This is a genomic window from Paenibacillus montanisoli (genome assembly GCF_003268025.1).
GTDB lineage: Bacteria > Bacillota > Bacilli > Paenibacillales > Paenibacillaceae > Paenibacillus_Z > Paenibacillus_Z montanisoli.
Genome location: NZ_QLUW01000001.1, coordinates 1,984,787 through 2,007,450 on the forward strand (window position 1 = coordinate 1,984,787; position 22,664 = coordinate 2,007,450).

A 22,664-nucleotide genomic window follows, 5' to 3' on the forward strand; every position below is an offset into this window, starting at 1 on the left:
GTATTCCGCGGACTTCAATTGGACCATGTACTTGTCTTGGTCTTATTTATTTCTTGTTTTCTCACAACTGACTACTTCAACATTATTTGACTTCCCAATTAAAAATGGGTCTTTGTTTTGGTAAGCATCGAACTTCACGGATATGTACGCTTCTTCACCTGTGATTTTTAGATTTAATACATATTTAATCCTTGAATTAACAATACTCTTTAGACCAAAACCATTGAATATACTATCCAAAATAGATATTAGGTAAAATATAAATCTATACTTATTACCTTTATTTTTCATGCTCTCAATGACAATTTTAATCCTTGTAGCAGATAAACAAAAATCCATTTTTTTAGATAAATCTTCTTTATCTACTACGATATTATCATCAGACAAGATGGTAATGACTCTTGGAGAATCATCGAATGGGCCTTCAGTATACTCCAAGGACAGATTAACAACCAGATTAGCGATGTATTTTCCCTCCAGATATATCTGATGGTTTGTGCCAGGTGTCGGTAACGCTCCTTACAGGCTAATATGCCCAGTTAGGCAACCACGCTATTCTGTTGGTGAAGCTTAGTGTTGTCTATTGTCCAGACCATACCAAACCTGCGCACGTTCTTTCAAATGTTAAAATGATTCGTCCCTCTTTTTCGGAAGAAAAATCGACCCGGTCTTCGTCCGTCCTCTCCTAGAAATCATAGTTTAACTTCGCAAGAGCTTCAATATGAACTTCTGTCAGACGTACAATGGATTGTGTCCCAACCAGAATATCGACAATAGGCTTAGCAGCCAGCCCATGTACTGAAGTGCTGCCAAAGTGTTCAAATAACAATATCGGAAATTGCGTTTCTTAATCTGGCCCTTCGCCATGCGATCGCTTCATCCTTCCCAAATGGATGGCTTTCATGACGATGCAGCCGGCTAACAAAGCCCAGACCGGCGTCGCGATCCCAAGTAAATGGATGTGAAGCGCGGCAACGGTGAAGGTAGTTAGGGATGGAATGAGCAGCCCTTTGTTTGAAAGTGAGCTTCGGAGCCCATTTATAAACAATCCCAGCAAGGATAAACCCGTAATCAGTGTAATAAAGGAAGAAGGCATGACGGTAATCAGATCAACCACTCTCCAAGCCAATATTCCATAGCACATAACCATTACGCTCGACAGGACGGCTGCCCAATATCTTTTGTCCTTTGACCCCGAATCCGGACTGCTGCAAAGGGCACTCATAAGACCACCCACATTTGCTGCATTTCCGCCAAATCCCCCCGCCAACATGGTCGCAATGCCGGATGCCGCTAGAACTTTATTAACGGGCGGTTCAAATTGATTGCTTTTTAATGCTGCAAGAGCTACTGCAAGATCGTTGCTCAAGACCAGCACGGCCATGGGAATTGCAACCGAGAACAACCCTTCTACAGTAAATTGAGGCATGACGGGCCATGCGGTCATAAACTCGGATTTGGGCAGAGAGGTGAACCGGAATTCCAAGCTCAAGCCGATCAAACCGAAAATAAGCGCCCATAAGGTTGGTGGAAGCTTCTTTTCGATGACTGGAATGGCGAAATAACCGATGCCGGCAAGTATCCCGGAAAACGGCAATGAAATGCCTGCAGGAACCATTTTAACTACATAAGAAAGAAGCATGCCCGCGAGCAAGGCATCAATTAAATGTTTTGGTATCCGGTTCATTGCTTTAGCAAAGAGCCCGCTGCATCCTGCCAACAAAATGATCATTCCGGACATGATAAATGCGCCTGCTAATTCAGGGAACGAGAGCCCAAGCGCTGTTGTACCGAGAAAAGCTGTTGCCGTAATGGAATGAGCGCCTGCAAAAGGAATCTTATACTTTAAGGTCAGTAACAGATTTAACAAGCCCCCGATTATATAAGCCGAGGCAAACCATGATACTAGCTCGCTTTTTGCTAATCCCGCTTCATCGGCGGCCTTTACAAGCAATATCGCGCCGCCAGTACAAGCCAGTAGTGCTGACATGAATCCAGCCGTTATCACTTTTATGTTCGTGCTAATTCCTCCCCGCTACGAAGATAATCCCTTGCATTCATAATAATGAAATGATCCTGATTTGAAACCATCCAATCGGTTGAAATCAGAACCATCCGTTTTTTTAATGTTGAACTATTGTGTTAATATTTTATAATGATCTGAATTGACCTATTTTGGTAAGGGGATCGGTATGATGTGGAAGCCAGATCGCGGCAGTAAAAAAGCTCTTTATCAACAAATTGCCGATCATCTCGAACAGAGAATTTCGTATGGGGAATTTCCTCCCGGCAGTCTGCTCCCCTCGGAGAGAAAACTCGCGGATCGACTCGGCGTAAATCGAAGTACCGTTATCATGGCTTTTGCCGAGCTTCGATCCATGGGCATTATCGACAGCCGTACTGGCAGCGGAACCCGAGTGAGTGCCACAAAGTGGGGGGCGACACCGAGACACACCCCTAATTGGAGCCGATATGCCGAAGGAGGAAACTTTCTTCCTAACTTGCCGTTTATGAGAAGGATTCGGGAAGCGCTCATCCAGCAGCCTTCATTGATTGATTTTGCAAGCGGCGAGCTGGCGGCCGATTTGGCACCGTCAGAAGAAATAGCCAAGTTAATGAGCGGATTTCAATATACCTCTTATTTGGGCTATGACAATCCCCAAGGATCGATTCCGTTGAGACAAGCTCTGGTTGACTATCTGGAGAAATACCGGGAAATTCGGACGACAGAATCATCCATTTTGATTACATCCGGCTCCCAGCAATCGTTATATTTAATTACGCAATGTCTTCTGTCCCCAGGAGATGCAGTGGCTATCGAAGATCCATCTTATTGCTACTCGCTTCCCATGTTCCAGTCGGCAGGAATCCGATTATTCCGGCTTCCGGTCGATTCTCAAGGGATTCAGCCGGAGGAAATTCGTTCGTTGTTCAAAAAGCATCGGATTAAAATGGTGTTTCTCAATCCCAATTTTCAGAACCCCACAGGAACGGTGCTAAGTGATGCAAGCCGTCGGCAATTGCTTGATATCGCAAGCGAACTTAGGCTTCCAATCGTAGAGGACGATCCTTTCAGTCTAACCGCTTACGATGGCAACCCGCCTTCTCCTTTAAAAGCATCGGATAAAGTCGGGTCCATCATATACATTGGCTCTTTTTCTAAAATAGCCGCGTCCGGCTTGCGAATCGGCTGGATGGTGGCTCCCCATTCCATTGTTAAACGTCTAGCCGATGCCAGACAGCAGATGGATTTCGGTTTAAGCGTGATCCCTCAGCAAGTAGCTGGACAGTTTTTGCAATCTTCGCTTTTCGAGCCGCATTTGGATCGGTTGCGCATGGAATTGAGATTTAGGCGGGATTTGACAATCGAAGCGCTGAATAAGGAACTTCCGGACGCGCTTGCGTACACCATCCCCGATGGAGGATTGCATTTATGGTGTAGGTTAAACAGCGCGATTCAAGATGGCAGGCTTCTTGAGGAGACCATAAAAAGGGGGACTGTGTTTGTTCCGGGCAGCGTATACGGATCGGACCCGGGATTCGTCAGGTTCACCTTTTCGAGACCCAAAACGGAAGATATTGAACGGGGAATATCCCTTTTTTGCGAGGCGTTTCGGCAATTGAATAATTAGCGCTTTAGCCATTGCTATAAAAAAAGATCACCCACAGGGCGTCCTGCGGGTGATCTTTTCTATTACTCAATATCATGCTTGATCAGGTACAAGGCTCCTCCACCGAGCAAAAGCGATCCCCCAACCAGAACAAGAGATAAGATCGTCATACAAATAAAATCGAACATGTTTATCTACTCCCTCCTAATTAAAACCGTCCATCGTTTTCGTTGCTGCTGTCTTCCCATCTTCTCGAATAAGCCTTATTCGTAACCCATATTGTTATCCAGGTTAATACGATTGCAATTACAGCGGCGGCAATCCATACACCAGCTGGTACCTGCATATTTTGATCCCCTCCGGATGACAAACTGTTTATGTTGGTATCATAAACATGTTCAAAGCGTTTGTAACCGTCCAATTAAATGCCGCTGGGACCATCCAATTTTGTTAGCTAATGAAAAAAATCCGCGGAAACCGCGGATCTACATGTTTCTATGTCTTGCCAGTATGAGTGATATCGAGGTGCATGCGGAGCAATGGTCCGCCCTGTGAGTTAGCGACGCCGGCGATCAGCGCACTCGCAACGCCGTGGCGCATCCAGTCAGGATATCACTGAGCAAGTCTTAGTCTATCGAGCTATATTCGAAATGGCTTGAGCTAAGATTTCTGCAGCTCGATATTCTTCCTGAAGGCTGTTCTCCATTCCTCCAATCTCGATCAAAAGCGAATGATTAAAGAGCTCTTGATTATAGGACCGACTTGTATCCCCGGCAGGATTTTTCAATGATATCTGCGGCGAAAGACGTGGATATAATTGTTCAATTTGTTTTTTTAGTTCAGAAGCTAGTTTCAAATTCTCTTTATATTTTTCGTTTGAACTTGCGATTACAAAGTGAATTGTCGCTACGTCCTTACCATTTATTTTTGTGGTCGTTTTATCTCGAGTTAAAGAATCCCTATGGACATCGAACACCATTTTTAGTGAAGGGTTTGTTTTTAAAGCAGAGGACACTGTTGTTCTTGATAATTGATAAGAGTCACTGAAATTATAGTTAGGCTTCGTTGTGTAGTCCGTTTGATCCACAAGCGTCTTTACTCCAAACTCCTCTAACTTTTCACTAAGATACTTCCCCACCCGTGTAATGTTAATATCACGAGATTCAACTGACTTTCCAATTAAGGAACTTCCTAGTTCAGGTTTGAATGATTCAAGATTATGAGTATGATAGATAAACACTACCGGTTTGGCGTTTGTATTTGAGATCACACTAGATCTGGAGGTGAATATACTGAGACCTGCATGAATAGCTGTATTTAATTGTTGGCTCCCTGAGAAAAAGGTGAACCAAGCAACAAGCATTAAGGCGGCAACTAACCCCGATCTTAGTAAATATTTAATAAACATATTCTCATTCGTATTTGTGTTTTGTGCTCTATGCAGTAATTCTTGTCTTGTTCGGTTTACGAATTCGATACTGGGATTCATATCAGGAGAATGTTTTAAAGTGTTTATTATGAATTCTTCATTTTTCCGTGTCATAGCAATCCGATTCTCCTTTCAACCTTTTTGCTAGCTTTTTTTGCAGCATACCCAATGCACGATGGTAATCCACTTTAACCTTTGATTCTGAGCAATTTAAAATGACAGCCGTTTCTTTTATGGATAGTTCGTTAATAGCCCGCAGAATAAAAACGAGTCTGTACTTTGTTTTCAGTTTTGCAAGCGATTCTTGAATCATTCTTCTCGTCTCTTTATTTTCTAAGCTTTCTTGAGGTAATCCGGATTTAGAAACCATATGGATTAAGAAGTTCTCCTTGAACAAGAAGTAAAACTTTTTTCGTCTGTAATGATCAATAGCAACATGCTTAGCAATGGATAAAATCCAAGTTCGTAATTGAAATGCCCGATTGAACGAAGCAATTGATTTCATAACCTGAATAAACACCTCTTGTGTTAAATCTTCTGCGTCGCTTTTATTACCCGTGAAACCCCGTACACCGCTTTATAATGTTCCTCATAGATGTTTTTAATGGTTAGTTCTACATCTACATTTCCGTCCGTCTTTAAAAAGCTATAACTAACACCTGACTCCATTCAACTAACCACCTCCACATGATTTTCACTTCTATATTCGGTTACGCAATCGAATAAGTTACAAAAACCATCTCGCAATTCTCGGAATCGTATAGCATAAATTTGATTTTGAATTCCCGGCAGATGTACGTACTATCCTTTGAAGCGACTAACTATTCGCTTAATGGACTTATTAATCCTGCAGGTCTTCAATACATTGTTGAGCTGTAACAACAAAAATAAGCCTTGCGAGCACAATGCTCACAGGGCTTCATTAAGTCATCCACACAGGCATTGACTATATCGCCTGCCTTCGACAATCGGTTATTCCCGTTCAACAAATCCTTCAACCGTTTCTCTAAATCGAAAAGGCGAACCGCCTAGAAATTGATCGCTGGTGACAGTCGGGCACCAATAGCGCTCAATATGGCGAATAACTAACTCGGTTCCGGTAAAATGATCGACATAGGGCGGCATTGCCGGATTATACATCGAATCGGTCATATCACGCACAAGAATCGTGTTAAAACCTTGTTGCACCAAATTACGGATGCCGAACGGACGACCTAATACGCACATATTGGTCGCAACGCCCATAAAAAAAACGTTTACGATTCCTCTAGCAAGCATCAAATGTATGGCTTCCGTAGTATCGGTAATCGCATCGGAATCAAGGATGTCGATCAACTCGATCTGCCTCGTCCAAGCACGCCGCTCCACGCATGGAGGACTGCAGTCACATCCTCCGTCGGAATCGTCAATCGGCAGCGGACTCTCCAATGCAGGATTAAGATTTTTCCAATCATTTGGCAAGCTCTTTCCTTCCACCATAACGCTTCGGGCCAGTTCCCTTCCAGGATAGTGGCTGTAGAACGCCATTGTTTCACTTGGCGCGTGAATAATCAAAGCACCCTTGCTTCGCAATTCATCAATCAGCTCATTCATTCGCGGCGCCATTTCTGCTGCTCGTGCAGTACTTCGGACACACCAATGCTTATCCCACATATCGCAAACAATAACTGCGGTTTTCGCAGCATCTAAGCTTACGGTTTCCTCTATCACTTCATTTCTTCCATCGCCATTTGACAGCCGGCGTGTTTTCAAAATGAATTCCTTCAAAAGAAAAACCTCCTTTGCACTAAGTTAAACTGAGTTGTGCCCAAGCTTGCTTGTTATGTACTTCCTTCTCAGGATGACTCCGGCTACGGGCGATATGACCTTTCTCTTTGCGGAGAGTTGGTTGCGTCGCGTCCAAATAGCGCCAATCCAAACTCCAGCGAATATGATCGGAATGATTGGGCAGTCCCTGATGAAACAACAGGTTATGAAACATTACAACATCGCCAGGGTTAAGTTCCACATTAATGGCATCCTTCAATCTTGGTTGAAGCTCTTCCTCCGCGATTTCCAAATAGTATGTCTTCTCTACATGAGGAACAGCACCTAGCTTATGTGTTCCTGGGATGAACTGCATGCATCCATTTTCCACATTCACTTTGACGAGCGGAGTCCATAAATTAACCATTCTTAATTGAGCAACCTCCTCCCCGTTACCCGTATAGCCTGCATCCTGATGCCATAAAACGCGGCCTGCCTCCATTTCGGGGATTTTTGGACGCAAGGTATAATTGGGGTAAAGCAAAATTTCTTCCCCCAACTTTTTTTCTACGATATCCAGCAATCCACGGTTGAAAAACAATCCATAAAATCCTTCTCGATGCAGCTGTTTACGGAACATGGATGGAGCTTCGCTCAAATGATTCTCAAACAAACGCATTAGCCGCTTCTCGATTGGATCGTTTGGGTAGGAGTCGATCGTTTTATGATCGGCAAGCAGCTTTTGCGCGTACTCTTCAACCATTTGTTCAATTTCCAACCGAAGGTCTTCAATTACGGAGGGGTCCAGGAGATTCCGGATGATGCAATAACCTTCCGTTTCAAAATGGTCAAGCAGTTCACTGACACTAACATTGACATCATTCATGATCAACACTTCCCATTCCATGATAATGCAAGCGGCTAGGTTTGTTAAAGTCCCCGGTGCTCATTCCCGGGGACTTTCCTATCGAATTCGACTATTATTCCGATGTTCGTAGTAATCCGGATTGTTGCCCAATTTATCTAGCACGGGCTTGGTAATGCTATTGAGTTCCGACACCGTCTCAGGGGACAACGAAATGGAAAACGCTTGCAAATTCTGGATCAGCTGTTCTCGGTTACGAGAGCCAACAAGAATGGTGGAAAGTCCCTGGTTCGCAATCGCCCATGCAAGCGATAGAGAAATCATGTGTACGCCTAATTCGTTTGCCAGTTCGCGAATTTGTGCTATTGCCCGGAATACTTCCTCCACTGCTCCCTCTTCTCCATGTCGGGTCCCTTCGCCATGAGAATGATGAAAGTGACGTGAGCGGGCCTGCATCGGCTTAACCTCTTCCGCGAAGGTGTACTTCCCGGTCAGCAGACCTTGTTGAAGCGGCATATAACCGATGATGCCTATGTTCCGTTCCTTGCAATAGGGCAGAATATTTTCCTCTATTGCTCTGGAGAGCAGGCTGTATGCCAACTCATTGGCGATATAGGACCCTCCGGCTTGCGAGATTTCCTCCATTTGGTTGATCCCGTGGTTGCTAACGCCAATTTGACGAATTTTCCCTTCCTTTTGGAGCTGCTGCAACATGCCGAAAACCTCAGCAAGAGCAGGAGGTTCGGCGAGAACCGCTTCATCCGTCGTAAAATGAGCCATCGCGTGACGTTCGACCGGCCAGTGAAGCATGTACAAATCGATGTAATCGGTTTGCAATCTCTGCAGGCTTTGCTCGCAATGGAGCCTTAGGAGTTCGGGACACGCGTTGGATGGCTTCACTTTCGTTCCGATAATAACTTGGTCACGTTTACCTTTAAGCGCGATCCCTAACGAACGTTCGCTATCCCCGTCGTTGTAAACTTCTGCCGTATCGAAAAAGTTAACGCCTCGTTCAATCGCTAATGCTACCGTTTCGTTCACGTCTTGTTGATCCTGGCTTCCCCAATATTTCCCTCCGCCGTATTGCCAGCATCCCATGCCAAGCACGCTGACTCGAAGGTCGCTTTGACCTAACTGTCTGCTCTCCATACCGGCGCTCCTCTCAGCTTTCGCGATAAACACCTTTCTTCAAAAGAAGATTTGCCTTGTACGCCTGCTCGCCCGTCGTGACGATCGCAAAAGCTTTCCTGGCTCGTTCGTAAAAATCGAAACGTTCGACATAATCGAAATCGCAAACCCTTGTCTCATGTTCCGCGATCAATTGAAGATAGGTTTGCCACACCTCAGGTGTTGGATCGCCAGCGTTTAATGCCATGACCGCCGCAGGTTTTTCAACCGCATAATCGAGCGGAAGAAATTTCATGATCGCCTCCAATAGCTTTGCCGCAGGATGGCCATCGCAGCGTACGATACGCCGTGCGTTTGACACAGCGGGAAAGTTTGCGTCCGCAATAACGATTTCGTCGCCATGTCCCATTTCCATCAATACGGTCATTAACTCGGGAGAAATAATCGAAGGTATTCCTTTGAGCATTGCAGCTTCACCCCCTGCCGCTTAACATGGCCTGAGCCAATATTTTCTCTGCGACCTCCATCGTATGTACGGCATCGCCAAAGTGAGAGGAAGGGAGCGTTCCTGATTTTAAAGAATCAATAAACTCGCGGTGTTTGGCTTGAAAGCCCCCATAAATATAGAGCTCATTGCCGCCTGCGATCTCTCGTGCATCATACTCGATTCCTTTCGTATCTCCATCTGCGTATAAATACCCTTTCGTTTCATGCTCGGCCTCAACGCAGATGTTCGGCGCATGCATTTCTACCGAAAAAATCCGTCTTCCACTCGACCAACTATTAATCAAATATCCAGTGGAGCCGTTATCGAAATGAAGCGTCGCAGAAATAAAATTAATATTCGGCACTTGAATCCGCTTCGTTTCGCTCTCGATGCGCACCACTTCCCCGCCGCACATCCACCGCAACGTATCGATTGAATGCACGCTGTCGTCCAGCATGTGATCGCGCGCTCCTAGAAACGGTTTAATTTCGCTTTTGTAAAACTTGCAAACCGCATGAACGATTGGGCCTCTCTTTAAGCATTCATCCCTCAACTGAGACACCATCGGCGAGCTTCGTCGTTGAAAGCTGACTTGCGTGATGCAGTCATGCTTCTCGGCTTTGTAAGCCAGCGCTCGCGCCTGATGCATGTTCAGGCCCATCGGCTTTTCGATGTACAAATTTTGCCCATTCTCTAGACACCAGTCCCAAACGTCGTACAGAATATGCGGTTGTCCGATCACGTAAACGGCATCCGGCTCCACTTCCTTGATCATCTTCTGGTAATCGTCATACTTCCGAGGGATAAGATACTTCTCGGCGGTTGCATGAAGTCTATCGGGGTTAATATCACATATGCCGGCGATTTCCACATCCGGAAGAGAATGAAGCGACGGATAATGGACCGCATTGGCCATCCCCCCAGCCCCTACCACCGCAACTCTGACTTTCTCGGATTGAACTTTACCCATGTTTGAATGCCCCCTTCGTGGTTTTTATGAAAATAATGACTTCGCATAAACAATATCTTCGGCGATAAGCCGATCGAGCGATTTCACGTCGTCGTACTCCGCAGTTAAGCAAATAACCCCTTTATAACCGCGTTGTTTCAAATAGTCGGCAGCACGAGGCCAAGAAGCCAGACCTTGCCTGCCTGTCGTAAAGTAGCGCTCCCATACCGCATTCAGAGCTTCAGGTCCATTCTGACGGTAGTAGTACGCATTTTTGAAGTTGACCATTCCCAAATGGTCCCAAACGGTATCCAGTCCGTATTCGGGCACTTGGCCCGCTAAAGCATCATGGGCAGAATCCCAAATTGCACTTATGTATTTGGAATCAAAGCCGTTAAGCAAATACCTTAAACTCATCGAATCAACCAAGTTGTCCCCGTAATGCTGCTGAACCCCGATTTTAACGCCATACTTCTCACATAGAGGAAGTAAGCTTTCCAGTTTTTTTCGCTCTTCTTCCAGCGTCGCCATATAACCGTTTGGTCCGATGTCAATCATGATCCGAATCATTGGCACCCCTGCAGCCGCGCAGCCGGCGAATACGTTCTCTTTGGTTGAACTTGCGACGCTAAAGATGCTCAATCCATACGCCTTCAACTTCTCCGTAAGCTTAGGCAATCCCAATTCTGCGTTTTGCGGCTCCAACTGAAAGCCATCTCGCAGGGGAAACTCTATTCCGTCGAAGCCCAGGCCGCTAACGAATTCTCCGACCCACTCTATAGAAGAATTCTTCCATGGCTTTGTGAATACGGAAAATTGAATATCATTGGTTGACATTTCTAATCAACTCCTCGATCGATGTTTATCCGTTATGCTTAAGCTCATGATAAATCACTGCTCTATTTACGTCAATAATCGAATTAAATATTGGTTTCATTTAGAGAATATTGATCTAATTAGAGTGTTGTACTATAATTTGTTGTACGATATACCCACTTTATTTATGTATAATATTAAACTATATAGGCAAGGTGATACGAATGAGCAAGTCTCTGAATCCTATAGATAAAAAGCAAAGCAAGACGCAAATTTTAAGAAACCTTCATTTTCACGGTCCTATGTCCCGCATTGCGCTCACCCAACTAACCGGCTTAAGCAGGGCGACAATTTCAACTTGCGTTGGCGAGTTAATCGAAGCAGGATGGGTGTCCGAAGCCGAAAAGCAATTAACGTCGAGAGGCAGACCGGCTATCACGCTCGAGATGGTCCCTTTCACCTGCGCCGTTCTGGGGGCTGATTTGCACAATAACACTTGGACGCTTGGAGCCTTCGACTTGAACGGAAATACGATTAAGACTATTTCGTTTCCTGCTTTCGCTCATTCGCCCAGGGAAACCCTAGGCATTCTCATACGCGAGATACGTCCATTCATTAAGAAACTGGATGTAACGACGATACCGCTTATCGGACTCGGATTGCCTGGGCTAATCAATACAGAGAAAGGCATCATCCAGAGTGCAGTCGACTTGAACTGGTCAGAAGTCCCCATCAAAGAAATGATCGATGAAGAACTAGGTTGGCCTTCTGCCATTTTAAATCGCCATAAAGCGAGAGGCCTTGCGGAATGCCGGTTCGGGGCGGGCAAGGACTTTAATTATATGATCTACATCGGGGTCGGTTCGGGTATCGCGTCGGGTTTGTTTCAAGATCGTAAGCTTATTCATGGCGCTATCGGGGGATCCGGCGAGGTTGGTCATATTACGATCGAGCCTCGCGGGATCTTATGTCCTTGCGGTAACCACGGGTGTTTACAAGTATACGCAGCTGGACCTGCGTTGGAATCAGAGGCAAGAAAGCTAATACGTCAAGGAGAAACAAGCAGTTTGCTTGGCACCAAAGGCGATCTGCAATTACTTAAAGCTGAAGACATTTGTGCTGAAGCCGAGCGAGGCGACAACTTATCGTTAAAGGTTGTTAGTCAGGCGGCAGAATACATGGGAATCACGATGGCCAATCTCGTCAATCTATTCAATCCGGAAGCGATTATTTTAGGCGGCTCGATAGCGATGGCCAGCAGTCGGTATGTCGAAATTGCCACTTCTGTCATGAAACAACGTTCGATGAGCTCTCTCTCCGATGTGACCCATGTAACGCGCGCATCCATTACGGAATTTGGAGGTGCGCTAGGCGCAGCCAATTTTGCTTTGGATCGTTATTTGAGCTATCCCTTGCTAAGTCAAGTTTAGTGTAGTTGAACGTTCGAGGCGGGGTCGCACTCCAATACGAGGTGGATGAATGTTATGATCAGAATTCAGCTGTTTAGCGATCAAATCCAAATGCCTTTTATTAACGTAACAGGCTTCAATGCATTTCAAACAGCTGACAGGCTGAGCTGGCATAAGCATCATGGTTTTGAACTTACGTTCGTGCACAAAGGAATTGTACATTGGGAAATTCATAATCATCCTACCCAGCATCTTACCAATGGGTACGCGTCCTTGATGCCTCCGCATGTCGCGCATAGAGGTTTGGACGAAGTGACTTATCCTTGCGAAATGACCTATATTGTTTTTCAACCGGGCGATCAAGAAACCTTAAGACATACTCCTTTTACCCAGCATGAAATGAACGAGATCTACAGAATATTTTCCATGGCAGGTCCTGGAATCGTTAAAATCAATTCTTTTGTAATCGAGCTCTTGCGGCAATTAAAAAAAATATTCTTTCTCTTTCAGTCCGATGAAAGTCAAACTCATTTATTACCCATGATACGAGGTATTTTATGTCAGATTATAATAGAATGCGCTTTTGCATTTAGACAGAGTGAATCTCTGGAGGTATCAAATGAAATACAAGCCTCAATCGAATACATGGAGAAACATTGCTCGGAGGATATCGGTATTAAAACAATAGCAGACGTTATTAATAAAAGTGAGAGCTATTTATATAATGCTTTCAAGAACGAAGTTGGATTGACGCCCAATGAATACATTTTGAAACTTCGATTAGAACAAACAAGAGAAGAACTCCTAGCAACGGACAAGTCGATCACCGAAATTTCATTGGATGCTGGCTTTACGACGACACAATACTTTTCAAGTACATTTAAACGCTATTTTGGATGCACCCCGTCAAATTATAGAAAGATGATTAAACGGCCTAATGACGATACCATGTATTATTTCCCCTAATAAAAATATAGTCTTTACATTTATTTAATCATTTTAGATTCCCCTGCTTTAAGAGATAGGGTTTGATCAATGACCTTGTCTCCAACGCACAACTTATTCAAATCCAATGTTCCAGATAGGACAGTAATGATATACGTAACCTCCTCCGTTATTTCAATTATTCCGCAGGCATCGGGTGTAAAGAAAGGGAGTTTGACCGGTACGGCCATCTTTGGTTTTACAGATAAACTTTTATCAGGTTTCGAATACTGCTGGTCGATGAGCGCCATTGGAATGCTCCAGAGGATAAGCTGCCTTGAATAATGGGAGTTGCACCAAGGGTACCCGTTCCAGCCCGTGCTTAAATCTTTAATATCCCATAGGTCTCTTAGTTTATCACGCCACTTTAATACTATTTTTTCAGCTTCAGCCAGACAAATTTCTTTGTCAGTACCTAAATAAAGATTAAGCGCACTCCAATCCAAAGAAGCCGCTTCCCAAACTAAGTTGTCACGAGGACCATTACTCCCAATCAATTCAGGCATGGGATCGGGATAACTATCGTTGTCGCGTCCATCGCCTTGCATCACTTTAAGACCAAATTCACTGTTATTCTTTTTCATTTCCCAGTTTAAGTGCGATTTCATTTTCTCGCTGTCCAGCACTGGACCTAAGCCCAGCAAGAACGACCATAACTGTCCGTATAGCGTATCTGAGTGCAATGCATCGGGATAATTTTCCTTATTCATCCACCAGGAACGAAAATAGTCACCCGTCCAGAACTTTTCATAGAATTGCTGTTGGGAGGAGACGCTATTTTCTTGACATATGGTTTCTAGCTCTTTGTCTCCATGGATCTCTGCCAGCTTCTGCACGGCCTTGATTGTTGCAAGGTGCAAAACGGCATTGTAAGAGACCGTATCTTTATGGTCGAATTCCCACCAGTCATACGTATTGAGCAAATGATGAGGAAGACCGAATGGTTCACAACGCCGAACTTGCCATAAAGCGGCCTTTCTAATGTTCGGCCATAATTCATCAATGAAATCCTTATCCCCCAACCACAGATACTGTTGATACATAAGCAAAATAAAGGCCGGGTTGCAGTCTCCCATGGGGCGGAAATTCGTTGGTTTGGTTGATTTGTTAGTTCCTAAATCTTCCTGGATATAACCGTCCTCCCACTGAAACTCAGCATAACCTCTGATCATGCTTTTCAGCAGAGATGGAAAAAACATGATATAGGGCAAAGAACGATATAAATCAATGTGGATCGGAGATACGTTAGGACAAGAAAATGACTCCCATTGCCTCCATCTTTTGTCTTCAAACCACATTCCGGTTTTATAGATCGCAGCCGTGCTATTGACCATTGCATCTTGAAGCCACTCCGGCAAATCGTTATCAAAAACAAGCCGTTGCCATTGCAGAATTTTTATTACAGTTGCTTCGATCCGTGCAGCCACCTTTCGGGCTACATCATTTGCGCTAGAATAGAGTCTTGAATAATAATTGCCGACTCTTTCGATATCGTGCATTCGATTGGGAAAGTACCACGAAAGAATAAAACTGATTGTTCTCGTTTCACCTCGCCGGAGGGTTATATTCGTTCCAATTGCGCCAAGTCGATCCAATTGATTCAATCCGGAAATCGTCCCATTCGCAGCGAATTCAGTCCACAATTGCGAGAGATCGTTTGCACTTCCTGCAAAAATGTAGTCGTCCCCCCCTTTCAGATGGATGGCCATAGAACCGCTGGTTGCATCATCCCCATCCTTAGTCAGAGCTAATCCCTCTCTTCTTGAAAAACGCCCTTGAATATGATTGGGAAGCGTGAACATTAAAGCCACGTCCATATCCGAATCAGAAGGATTATTTAGATTGAAGCTGAAAATGACTGCAGGTGCAGCAGATGCCTCCGGATCGCCGATGTGGTATTCACAATAGCCAAACAAACTTACATCAATAGGCATTTCCGAATCTTTCAACTTAAGGCGAGATACGGGGAATGCTCCGGAATATTGAATTTCCTCAATAGCGGGTATTCCTTCAGGAGGAGACGTTCTCACGGAGCGCGTCGTTATCTTTTTATCTTTGTCTTTAACGCGGATACCGAACAAAGCCTCATTGAGCTCTACTTTTTGCCCTCCACCGGCAGGGGAATTATTAAAGATATTCCACTCCTTAATGCTCCCATCGCCTCTAAGTTCCAGAGTACCTGCACCTAAGCCGCCCAAGGGAACTGCCGATCTAATTCCGATCGGCGGATCGATTTTATTTCTAGCAGAACCATCAAGTTGGAAACAATATAAATAAGGTTCTTTCGCCCATTCTGTAGACCACCTGTCTAAAGATTCCGTATAATAACAAGGCTGTTCAAAATAGCCAAACTCCATATCTCTACGGATATTGCCGATGTGTTTGAACTTCAAGTCTAACCATGCGTTTACGCCACCAACGTTCATTCACGTAACCCCCCTTTTAATAATCACTGAATATATAAGTGATTTTATAAGCGAAGTTAATGCAGCGCTTTAATAATTCTCCTTGGAGGATTTTAAACGTTCAAGCTGAGACCAAAAGCCAATAAAAAAAGAGCAACAATTCTCATGCTGCTCCACAACAGGGCTCCGCTGACTCACGCAAATCTTAAAACGAGATGTACGCTTGCGCATGGTCGAATAAGAATGCTCGATCCAAGAAGTTTCTTGGATCCCCGCCTTCCTTTAATCTCCGTCCGATTTTCTCAATGATATCCACGAAAGCCGATTCAATTAACTCTACTCTAATCGGGCCCCATACGTCTTGTTTTTGTTGGGGGTAGTTGATGCTTTCCATCAAGGTCATCCCTTTCAATTTCTGAAAAAGAGCTGCCCACATAATCAAATCGCCCTTCAGGCATTTACAAGGAATCGCAAATTCCTTTATACCAACGATTCCTGTATTTGTGGAAATTGCGATTAGCCCGCAGATATCCGTCTCGTCTCCAAGCTGCAGCTTTTCCGTAAGCTTATGGTCAAACCGAAAACATTCTATTCGAGTAATCCTGAACTGCTGCAATAATTCAAGACCAATCGCCGATTTTTTCATATTCAGCAAAGCAAAATGAAGGGGATCCTGGTGATACTCAAACTTATCATCCATCGTAAAAATGTCAGGAATCGTGATCGGCATACTGTGCCTCCTTTTACATGTTTAAACTAGTTCATGAAAACAAAAATGACCTTCTCTGCAATAAGAGAAAGGTCATAAAAATTCAAAGTCAGATCCTCGCTCTTATCTCCCAGATTCGCTTAACGCAGCGTTTCCGCAAGAATTAGCACCGTGCATTCCTTTGTTGTGCAAAGGTTTGTCGGTTGCCGGGTTTCATCGGGCTAGTCCCTCCACCTACTCTTGATAAGAAAGTTCAACATATTCAATTATTTCAATAATACTATAAAGCACCTTGTTGTCAAGATATTTCAGGTGTCCATCTTAGAGATGGACTTCCCATTTAGTTATAGATAAATCATACGTATTGAGAATATCCATTACATCATTGCACAGTAACATGACTTCATCCATGGTAGTTGATTTCTTAATAACATCCAAATGTGCCTCGAACTTGTCGGTATCGATAAGTACATAGTTAAGTAATTTAAAAGGCTTGATAGTTTTTCCTTTATCCATATAAGCCCAGTTATGTAAAATTACTTCTACTCCAAACCCGTTAGCAGCAAAATCGTGAAGATTACCTTCAACACAGACAAGCAATTTCAGTGTATTGCCCTTTTTATATTCGATTTTGTTCGTATAAATTTCATGTACCTCTTGGCTTTTCAATCATGTATCTCCCCTTCCATGCCACTCCACGATCCCCCATTTGCCGATAATTTCCCGACCTATGTCAGAAGGTGACTTATTCTCAGTGTCTACAATTGCTTGCTCCAATTTCTTTTGCGCGAGTTCCTTGGCGAGCTGGGTTGAGCGTTGTAGATGCCAATTCAGTGAATCGATGGTCTTTTCCCTGCCACGTATCCGAGCATGGTTGACTTCAAGTGACGCAACAAGGCGTACGACGAATATATCAGCTCCCGGTACAGAATTTCGCATTTTGTCCAGATGTTCTTTGCTTTCCATGACACTTGGTATAATTAAACACTTGGCTCCAACAGAACGATAGTTATTCCAGACAGCAGCAAGATTTTTAAACCCAAGCTCCATGTTGAAAGTGTCTTCGCTTGGCGGAGGGAATGCACGCCTTACATGATCAAGGTCGACTACCGCATGAGGAAGCGAATAGTCATACTCCAAAATTTCTGAGATGGCATCAGCGGTACTGGACTTGCCAATGCCGACAGGCCCAATGATATTCAGCACAGGAACAAGCGATTCTTGCGTGTTCATAACAACCTCCTGCAGGTCTTCAATATATTGTCGAGCTGTATGGTACTGGTTTTCCAACTTAAATATAGTAGAATACCGATTTTCGTCCAACAAAGAAGCCTTGCGAGCGCGATGCCCGTAAGGCTCCTTTTCGTTAACCTATGAAATGGACCGTTGAATCAGCTGAATCGTCTTGCGAGCGCCTTCGATCTCATTGCCGTCAGCCGGCACGCTTTCGACACCCCAGGTGCCTTGAAAATCGTTGTCCTGCAGCAATTTGCAGAAGGCAGGAATATTCTGGGTCAGTTCTTGTCCATCCTCCGTGAAATGGAAGGTTTTGATATGGGTGACAGTTGCGTATTTTGCGCACTTCAACCAGCCTTCCGCCTGCTTCCCACGCGCCCAATTCCACGAATCCAGCAACAATCCCAGTCCGGGAACTGCATTCAGAAGTTTGACGACATTATCCGGATCTACGGTTGGCCCCCAGTGATTTTCCACGATCACCTTGATACCAGCCTTTTGGGCACGGTCAATGATATCTTGATAGCCATCAACAACAATGTCAAACACTTCATCCGTCCACTGCTGAGGTCCGCCGGAGTCGATTCGAATCGAGGATGCGCCGAGTTTCTCGGCAATGGCGATCCAGCGATATGCCCGCTGCCGGTTGCTGTTTCGCGCTTCTTCCGATTCTTCATAGATATGCGCCCCGTCAACGGCGATACAGCCGAATGGCAACCCGGCTTCGTCGGCCGCCAGCTTCACGCGTTCCAGAAATTCGTCGTCCATGGCCGTCAGATGCTGGGATTGGTTCGGGTTGGCACCGGCATGCAGCACCTCGGCTCCATGATTCAGCTGGGCTAGGTGCGCGTTCCAAGGATCAAGCTGCGTACACCCGAGTTGTTTGCAATCCTGAATATATTGGAAAATATCCTGTTCCCCTGCAGCCAACATTCTGTGAAAACTGAAAGAACAAATGCTAATATTCATACGGTATCCCTCCCATGTTTAGTTGCACAACCGGCATATTACTCATCGATATTCTTCGGCGAAGTGATTCAACAATCCTGCCCGGCGGTTAGATAACTTATCTAAAAACTCGCCTCAACCAGCAAGTTGGCCGACCATTCACGCACACTTTGTTCCAGTTGGCGAGCAATATCCGGATATTGAGATGCAACGTTGATTCTCTCGCCAGGATCCATTTCCAAATCGGATAAATGGACGACGTCCGGCTGTCCGCGGTCAAAGTCCAATTTGCCGTTTAGGACAAGCTTCCACTTGCCTTCACGGACGGCGAGCTGTCCGCCAGATTCCCAGAATATCTGCTTATGCGGGCTTCGTATACCTGCGGTAACGACAGACGCCATGCTAAGTCCGTCTATATCGCTAAGCTCAACGGTATGAAGTCCTGCCAGCTCAAGCATGGTGGGTACAACATCGGCCATCATGCCGATTTCACCGCATACTTGCCCACCGGCAATCGTCCCCGGATAGGCCATGATCGCAGGCATGCGAATGCCTCCTTCGAAGAGGCTTGCCTTATGTCCCCTGAATTTTCCGGCGCTGCCTCCGTAATAGACATCTTGCGTCCCATCGAGCCAGTTCCGCGATTCCGATGATGGTCCGTTATCACTGGAGAAGAAGATAATGCTATTCTCGTACAACCCATTTCTCTTCAACGCGGCCACAATCTCTCCCACGCCGTCATCCACGGCGGAGATCATCGCCGCCATCACTTGACGGTCCCAAGGTAAGTGCTTGTAGCGGTTCATATACTTCTGCGGCGCGTGCATCGGATAATGCGGCGCGTTATAAGCCGCGTACAAGAAGAACGGCTCCTCCTTGTGAGCTTCAATATAGTCCACTGATTTCTGAGTGATAAGATTGGTCAAATATTCGCCGTTGCTCCAGACTTCCTCATCATTGTGCCACAAATCGTGAAGCGGATTCACGTGCGGGACACCCCAATAGAAAATGTGCGAATAATAATCCACGCATCCCGACAGAAATCCGAAGTATTCATCAAAGCCGCGTGCGTTAGGGCGGCACTCCTCGGTAGAGCCCAAATGCCACTTGCCATATAAGGCAGTACGATAACCGGCTTCCTTCACTCGCTCCGCCAACGTCTTCGCATCCGGCTTCAAGCCGAGGGTTCTGCGGCTGCCGCCCAGAATTTCAGTGACACCCGCTCTAGCCGGAAATTTACCCGTTAGCAAGGCTGCCCTGGAAGGCGAACAAACTGGTGAATTCGAGTACCAATTCGTGAACTGAACGCCATCCGCGGCTAGGGCGTCCAAGTGAGGAGTCCGAATCATGTCCGATCCGAAACAACCAAGATCTCCATACCCGAGATCATCGCAATAAATAATGATCAAGTTTGGCTTTGCCATTGCTCTCCCGCCTTTTTCCGAAAAATGTGATCATGTCTTAAACATAGAACGCTTTCAGAATAAAGGAGGCTACTTCAATCCGTCAATTCGCATGATTCACTTTATTTTCAAAATTCGGAAATCAAATCCGTCACCGAACTTTGTTCGGACAATGTTCATGTCCTCCGACAAAGTAAAAAATCCGCGGAAACCGCGGATCTTCTTGCGTTTATTTCGGTAAGACCGCCATCATCTGATAATAGTCCATCGTCATCACTCCTGCGATTACGGCAGGATCTTCAGCGATGAGTTGTGGAACTTGGTCTGCGTTCTCGACTTCAATGATGGCGAGTCCATGAGGATCGTTCGGCTTTAGAACCGGTCCAAAAACCAGCGCAATTCCTTGATTCTGCCTGTCCGTCCAATAGGCGATGTGTTGCTGCATGATTTTTCGTTCTTCTACGGTCATATCCTGATGAAAAGTGGATCTTGGCGGCATAGACCATAACATGAAGTGCATTTTTCCTGGATTGCTTGCCGTATTATCCGACATTACGAAAAAACCTCCATTATTCAACCTTGTTAGAGTCCACCTTATATTACCACAAATGGAACGAACACGATAATAGAACGCTTTTAAAAAGAAAAGCCCGCTTCCATAGTGGAGCGGGCTACTTAATAAGCTTCAATTTGGGTCTTGACCATTCTGGTTTCGATATTTCATCATGCACTCTTAACCACCATGAATAATGCAACCCCAATGTGTATAGAGCCATTCGTAGTTTCAGTTCGAATTTCTCTCTGTCTTCAAAAGGGATGTCGTGAACGGTTTTAACAACATAATCATTCATATTAACGCTTTTAGGAACTCGTTTTCTGACTCTTTCTAACCGTTCTTGAAGTGTCATCTCCCACCTTTGTTTGGCCATTGACAATCCGTCCTCTATCAGTTATTTCACATGCCCTAGTATCAGCCAGGTCATGTGCCTATTAATTCAATTATTGCCGAATTAATAGATGCTAATACAAATTATCCTTTAACTCTCCTTATTGACCATCATTCTTCGACCGCGCGAAAATAGTGCCCATCCGGATCATAGAAGGTAAAATAACCGAAAGCATCAGTAAAAACAGGTTCATGATCAATATGGGCTCCGGCTTGTTTAATCCGTTCATGCAAAGCTAGCAAATCATTCGTTAAAAACTCAACCATCGTCACGTGCCCCATGCTGCTTGTAATAAAGAATGAACGAGGAAATACAAACTTCAATTGCGTGACATCCTCCGGCTTGGTTTCCATCAAAAAAATACCCGGGCCGTTTCCGTTTTTCAAAGCAACATGCGCCTCTCCAAATGAATAATCCGCTGAAATCAATTCATAGCCCAACGCATCGCAATAAAAATCCACCGATTTTTTCAAATTCGTGACTGGAACTCTCATGCAACAGTATCCGATCACGTCTGCACCACTCATTTTTTTGTTCAACATAGTCTACATTCTCCTTTTTTAAAGTAATCTCACTCTCCATTGCCTCTGCCCCACACCATGCTTTATACCGTAAACTTCCACATGGGTTACCCAGTAACCTTTCCGACAGCATAAAATAAAACATCCGCGGAAACCGCGGATCTAATCGTTGGTAATCACGTTGATTTGTGAAGCTTAAATTAGACCTTTCGTTTTCATAACTTGATCGAAAACTGAAAGAAGCCCGCGTTTTCTCGCGGACTCCATTCGGACAGTGTTCTTGACGACTAGATACCTAACCCTCCGGCGATGGAGAGCTCCGTTCCCGTTACCTGGCTGGATTCGTCCGACAGCAGGTAAACGACCCCATACGCCATATCCTCCGCAGTCTGCATGCGCCCGCTCGGAATGCGGGTTGCCGCCCATTCATGCAGCTGATCCTCGGAAATGCCGTTTTTCCCATGAAGCTCCACTTCCCCTTCGGACGCCACCCAGCCAACGGTTACCCAGTTAGAACGGATGCCGTCCTTGGCATAATTGACCCCGATATGACGGTTAAGCGTCCGCAGCGCACCTTTTGAGCAGGCGTATGCCGCAAGATCCTTGGATCCTTTATATCCGTTTGTAGAACCGATTTGAACGATTGAGCCTCCACCGGTCCTCATCATCGCCTGTATGGCATATTTCGAACAGAAGAAAGCCCCTTTTACATTGACATCGAATATGGAATCGAATAATTCCTCCGTCGTATCCAGCATCGTACCTCGGGGAAAAATGCCCGCGTTATTCACAAGACCGTCGATTCGTCCGAAATGCGCTGCCGACTCCTCGAACAATTCGCGGCAAGCCGCCTCGCTGCCGATATCTTTTTGAATGAACAGCGCTTCGGTGCCCGTAGTTTCCGCAATCTGCGAGACTACCTGACTCCCGTCCCGTTCGTTCCTCCCGCTGATCACCACTTTCGCGCCTTCGGCCGCGCACATCAGGGCGATGCCTTTCCCGATCCCTTTCGTCCCGCCGGTCACTACGATCACTTTGCCATCCAGACGGTTACGCATGATCCATCACCCT

The 22,664-nt window shown here is 45.2% G+C and carries 23 protein-coding genes and 1 riboswitch; of the genes, 3 read left to right on the forward strand and 20 right to left on the reverse strand.

All coding sequences use genetic code 11. From position 1 onward, the window contains the following. Nucleotides 1-42: 42 nt before the first annotated feature. The 3 genes from DL346_RS08980 to DL346_RS08990 all read right to left on the reverse strand — a co-directional run bounded on the left by DL346_RS08980 (nt 43) and on the right by DL346_RS08990 (nt 2,008). A complete protein-coding gene (locus DL346_RS08980) occupies nt 43-387 on the reverse strand; it encodes a hypothetical protein (RefSeq protein ID WP_112881658.1) in 345 nt (114 codons plus the stop codon). A gap of 298 nt (nt 388-685) precedes the next feature. After that, on the reverse strand, nt 686-829 hold the full coding sequence (locus DL346_RS29870) for a GrpB family protein (protein WP_165822425.1): 144 nt from the start codon (nt 827-829) through the stop codon (nt 686-688). 18 nt (nt 830-847) lie between these two features. Continuing rightward, nucleotides 848-2,008, reverse strand: a complete 1,161-nt coding sequence (locus tag DL346_RS08990) for a benzoate/H(+) symporter BenE family transporter (protein ID WP_112881660.1) — start codon at nt 2,006-2,008, stop codon at nt 848-850. A 187-nt stretch (nt 2,009-2,195) separates the two neighbouring features. Between DL346_RS08990 and pdxR the strand changes: the two genes are divergently transcribed. Further along, nucleotides 2,196-3,632, forward strand: coding sequence for a MocR-like pyridoxine biosynthesis transcription factor PdxR (pdxR, locus tag DL346_RS08995; protein ID WP_112881661.1), 1,437 nt, complete (start codon nt 2,196-2,198; stop codon nt 3,630-3,632). A gap of 610 nt (nt 3,633-4,242) precedes the next feature. On the opposite strand, the gene spoIIP is transcribed toward pdxR, so the two are convergent. From spoIIP to DL346_RS09035, 8 genes are all read right to left on the reverse strand, one after another. Beyond that, the gene (spoIIP, locus tag DL346_RS09000; RefSeq protein WP_112881662.1) at nt 4,243-5,154 is read right to left on the reverse strand and encodes a stage II sporulation protein P; all 912 of its coding nucleotides are present in this window, start codon (nt 5,152-5,154) and stop codon (nt 4,243-4,245) included. Further along, nucleotides 5,138-5,560, reverse strand: a complete 423-nt coding sequence (locus DL346_RS09005; protein ID WP_240633074.1) for an RNA polymerase sigma factor — start codon at nt 5,558-5,560, stop codon at nt 5,138-5,140. The genes spoIIP and DL346_RS09005 overlap by 17 nt, the downstream gene beginning before the upstream one ends. A gap of 452 nt (nt 5,561-6,012) precedes the next feature. Further along, on the reverse strand, nt 6,013-6,807 hold the full coding sequence (locus tag DL346_RS09010) for a cysteine hydrolase family protein (protein ID WP_112881663.1): 795 nt from the start codon (nt 6,805-6,807) through the stop codon (nt 6,013-6,015). Between the two features lie 19 nt (nt 6,808-6,826). Then, nucleotides 6,827-7,672, reverse strand: a complete 846-nt coding sequence (locus tag DL346_RS09015; RefSeq protein WP_165822426.1) for a phytanoyl-CoA dioxygenase family protein — start codon at nt 7,670-7,672, stop codon at nt 6,827-6,829. 78 nt (nt 7,673-7,750) lie between these two features. After that, nucleotides 7,751-8,800 carry an aldo/keto reductase gene (locus DL346_RS09020; RefSeq protein ID WP_112881665.1) on the reverse strand — a complete coding sequence of 350 codons (1,050 nt, stop codon included), beginning with the start codon at nt 8,798-8,800 and terminating at the stop codon, nt 7,751-7,753. A 13-nt stretch (nt 8,801-8,813) separates the two neighbouring features. Continuing rightward, a complete protein-coding gene (locus DL346_RS09025; protein WP_112881666.1) occupies nt 8,814-9,245 on the reverse strand; it encodes an RbsD/FucU family protein in 432 nt (143 codons plus the stop codon). A gap of 7 nt (nt 9,246-9,252) precedes the next feature. After that, entirely contained in the window at nt 9,253-10,236 is a 984-nt protein-coding gene (locus tag DL346_RS09030; protein WP_112881667.1) for a Gfo/Idh/MocA family protein, read from the reverse strand. 24 nt (nt 10,237-10,260) lie between these two features. Further along, entirely contained in the window at nt 10,261-11,052 is a 792-nt protein-coding gene (locus tag DL346_RS09035; RefSeq protein ID WP_112881668.1) for a sugar phosphate isomerase/epimerase family protein, read from the reverse strand. Nucleotides 11,053-11,255: 203 nt separating this feature from the next. On the opposite strand from DL346_RS09035, the gene DL346_RS09040 reads away from it, so the two are divergent. Further along, nucleotides 11,256-12,461 carry an ROK family transcriptional regulator gene (locus DL346_RS09040; protein ID WP_112881669.1) on the forward strand — a complete coding sequence of 402 codons (1,206 nt, stop codon included), beginning with the start codon at nt 11,256-11,258 and terminating at the stop codon, nt 12,459-12,461. Nucleotides 12,462-12,515: 54 nt separating this feature from the next. Then, on the forward strand, nt 12,516-13,406 hold the full coding sequence (locus DL346_RS09045) for a helix-turn-helix transcriptional regulator (RefSeq protein WP_165822427.1): 891 nt from the start codon (nt 12,516-12,518) through the stop codon (nt 13,404-13,406). A 20-nt stretch (nt 13,407-13,426) separates the two neighbouring features. Here the strand turns inward: DL346_RS09045 and DL346_RS09050 are convergent, their stop codons facing one another. The 9 genes from DL346_RS09050 to DL346_RS09095 form a co-directional block, all read right to left on the reverse strand. After that, on the reverse strand, nt 13,427-15,850 hold the full coding sequence (locus tag DL346_RS09050) for a GH116 family glycosyl-hydrolase (RefSeq protein WP_112881671.1): 2,424 nt from the start codon (nt 15,848-15,850) through the stop codon (nt 13,427-13,429). A 184-nt stretch (nt 15,851-16,034) separates the two neighbouring features. Beyond that, nucleotides 16,035-16,559: a hypothetical protein gene (locus tag DL346_RS09055; RefSeq protein WP_112881672.1), complete on the reverse strand. Its 525-nt coding sequence runs from the start codon at nt 16,557-16,559 to the stop codon at nt 16,035-16,037. A 99-nt stretch (nt 16,560-16,658) separates the two neighbouring features. Next, nucleotides 16,659-16,788, reverse strand: a riboswitch (SAM riboswitch). A 71-nt stretch (nt 16,789-16,859) separates the two neighbouring features. Next, on the reverse strand, nt 16,860-17,207 hold the full coding sequence (locus DL346_RS09060; protein ID WP_112881673.1) for a hypothetical protein: 348 nt from the start codon (nt 17,205-17,207) through the stop codon (nt 16,860-16,862). Next, nucleotides 17,208-17,771: a hypothetical protein gene (locus tag DL346_RS09065; RefSeq protein WP_112881674.1), complete on the reverse strand. Its 564-nt coding sequence runs from the start codon at nt 17,769-17,771 to the stop codon at nt 17,208-17,210. It abuts the gene before it with no gap. A gap of 138 nt (nt 17,772-17,909) precedes the next feature. Further along, complete coding sequence (locus DL346_RS09070) at nt 17,910-18,743, reverse strand: sugar phosphate isomerase/epimerase family protein (protein WP_112881675.1); 834 nt, start codon at nt 18,741-18,743, stop codon at nt 17,910-17,912. A gap of 101 nt (nt 18,744-18,844) precedes the next feature. Then, the gene (locus DL346_RS09075) at nt 18,845-20,146 is read right to left on the reverse strand and encodes a sulfatase-like hydrolase/transferase (protein WP_112881676.1); all 1,302 of its coding nucleotides are present in this window, start codon (nt 20,144-20,146) and stop codon (nt 18,845-18,847) included. 208 nt (nt 20,147-20,354) lie between these two features. Beyond that, entirely contained in the window at nt 20,355-20,678 is a 324-nt protein-coding gene (locus DL346_RS09080; protein WP_112881677.1) for a YciI family protein, read from the reverse strand. 504 nt (nt 20,679-21,182) lie between these two features. After that, nucleotides 21,183-21,614: a VOC family protein gene (locus DL346_RS09090; RefSeq protein ID WP_112881679.1), complete on the reverse strand. Its 432-nt coding sequence runs from the start codon at nt 21,612-21,614 to the stop codon at nt 21,183-21,185. Nucleotides 21,615-21,880: 266 nt separating this feature from the next. Then, nucleotides 21,881-22,651, reverse strand: coding sequence for an SDR family NAD(P)-dependent oxidoreductase (locus DL346_RS09095; RefSeq protein ID WP_112881680.1), 771 nt, complete (start codon nt 22,649-22,651; stop codon nt 21,881-21,883). Between the last annotated feature and the right edge of the window lie 13 nt (nt 22,652-22,664).

Excerpts from the sequence above, each read along its gene's own strand:
- DL346_RS09040 (WP_112881669.1), top strand. The coding sequence starts at position 11,256 with ATGAGCAAGTCTCTGAATCCTATAGATAAAAAGCAAAGCAAGACGCAA.
- DL346_RS09055 (WP_112881672.1), bottom strand. The coding sequence starts at position 16,559 with ATGCCGATCACGATTCCTGACATTTTTACGATGGATGATAAGTTTGAG.
- DL346_RS09075 (WP_112881676.1), bottom strand. The coding sequence starts at position 20,146 with ATGGCAAAGCCAAACTTGATCATTATTTATTGCGATGATCTCGGGTAT.
- pdxR (WP_112881661.1), top strand. The coding sequence starts at position 2,196 with ATGTGGAAGCCAGATCGCGGCAGTAAAAAAGCTCTTTATCAACAAATT.
- DL346_RS09095 (WP_112881680.1), bottom strand. The coding sequence starts at position 22,651 with ATGCGTAACCGTCTGGATGGCAAAGTGATCGTAGTGACCGGCGGGACG.
- DL346_RS09090 (WP_112881679.1), bottom strand. The coding sequence starts at position 21,614 with ATGTTGAACAAAAAAATGAGTGGTGCAGACGTGATCGGATACTGTTGC.
- DL346_RS09030 (WP_112881667.1), bottom strand. The coding sequence starts at position 10,236 with ATGGGTAAAGTTCAATCCGAGAAAGTCAGAGTTGCGGTGGTAGGGGCT.
- DL346_RS09080 (WP_112881677.1), bottom strand. The coding sequence starts at position 20,678 with ATGTCGGATAATACGGCAAGCAATCCAGGAAAAATGCACTTCATGTTA.
- DL346_RS09065 (WP_112881674.1), bottom strand. The coding sequence starts at position 17,771 with ATGAACACGCAAGAATCGCTTGTTCCTGTGCTGAATATCATTGGGCCT.
- DL346_RS09035 (WP_112881668.1), bottom strand. The coding sequence starts at position 11,052 with ATGTCAACCAATGATATTCAATTTTCCGTATTCACAAAGCCATGGAAG.
- DL346_RS09045 (WP_165822427.1), top strand. The coding sequence starts at position 12,516 with ATGATCAGAATTCAGCTGTTTAGCGATCAAATCCAAATGCCTTTTATT.
- DL346_RS09015 (WP_165822426.1), bottom strand. The coding sequence starts at position 7,672 with ATGAATGATGTCAATGTTAGTGTCAGTGAACTGCTTGACCATTTTGAA.
- spoIIP (WP_112881662.1), bottom strand. The coding sequence starts at position 5,154 with ATGACACGGAAAAATGAAGAATTCATAATAAACACTTTAAAACATTCT.
- DL346_RS09050 (WP_112881671.1), bottom strand. The coding sequence starts at position 15,850 with ATGAACGTTGGTGGCGTAAACGCATGGTTAGACTTGAAGTTCAAACAC.
- DL346_RS09070 (WP_112881675.1), bottom strand. The coding sequence starts at position 18,743 with ATGAATATTAGCATTTGTTCTTTCAGTTTTCACAGAATGTTGGCTGCA.
- DL346_RS09020 (WP_112881665.1), bottom strand. The coding sequence starts at position 8,800 with ATGGAGAGCAGACAGTTAGGTCAAAGCGACCTTCGAGTCAGCGTGCTT.
- DL346_RS09025 (WP_112881666.1), bottom strand. The coding sequence starts at position 9,245 with ATGCTCAAAGGAATACCTTCGATTATTTCTCCCGAGTTAATGACCGTA.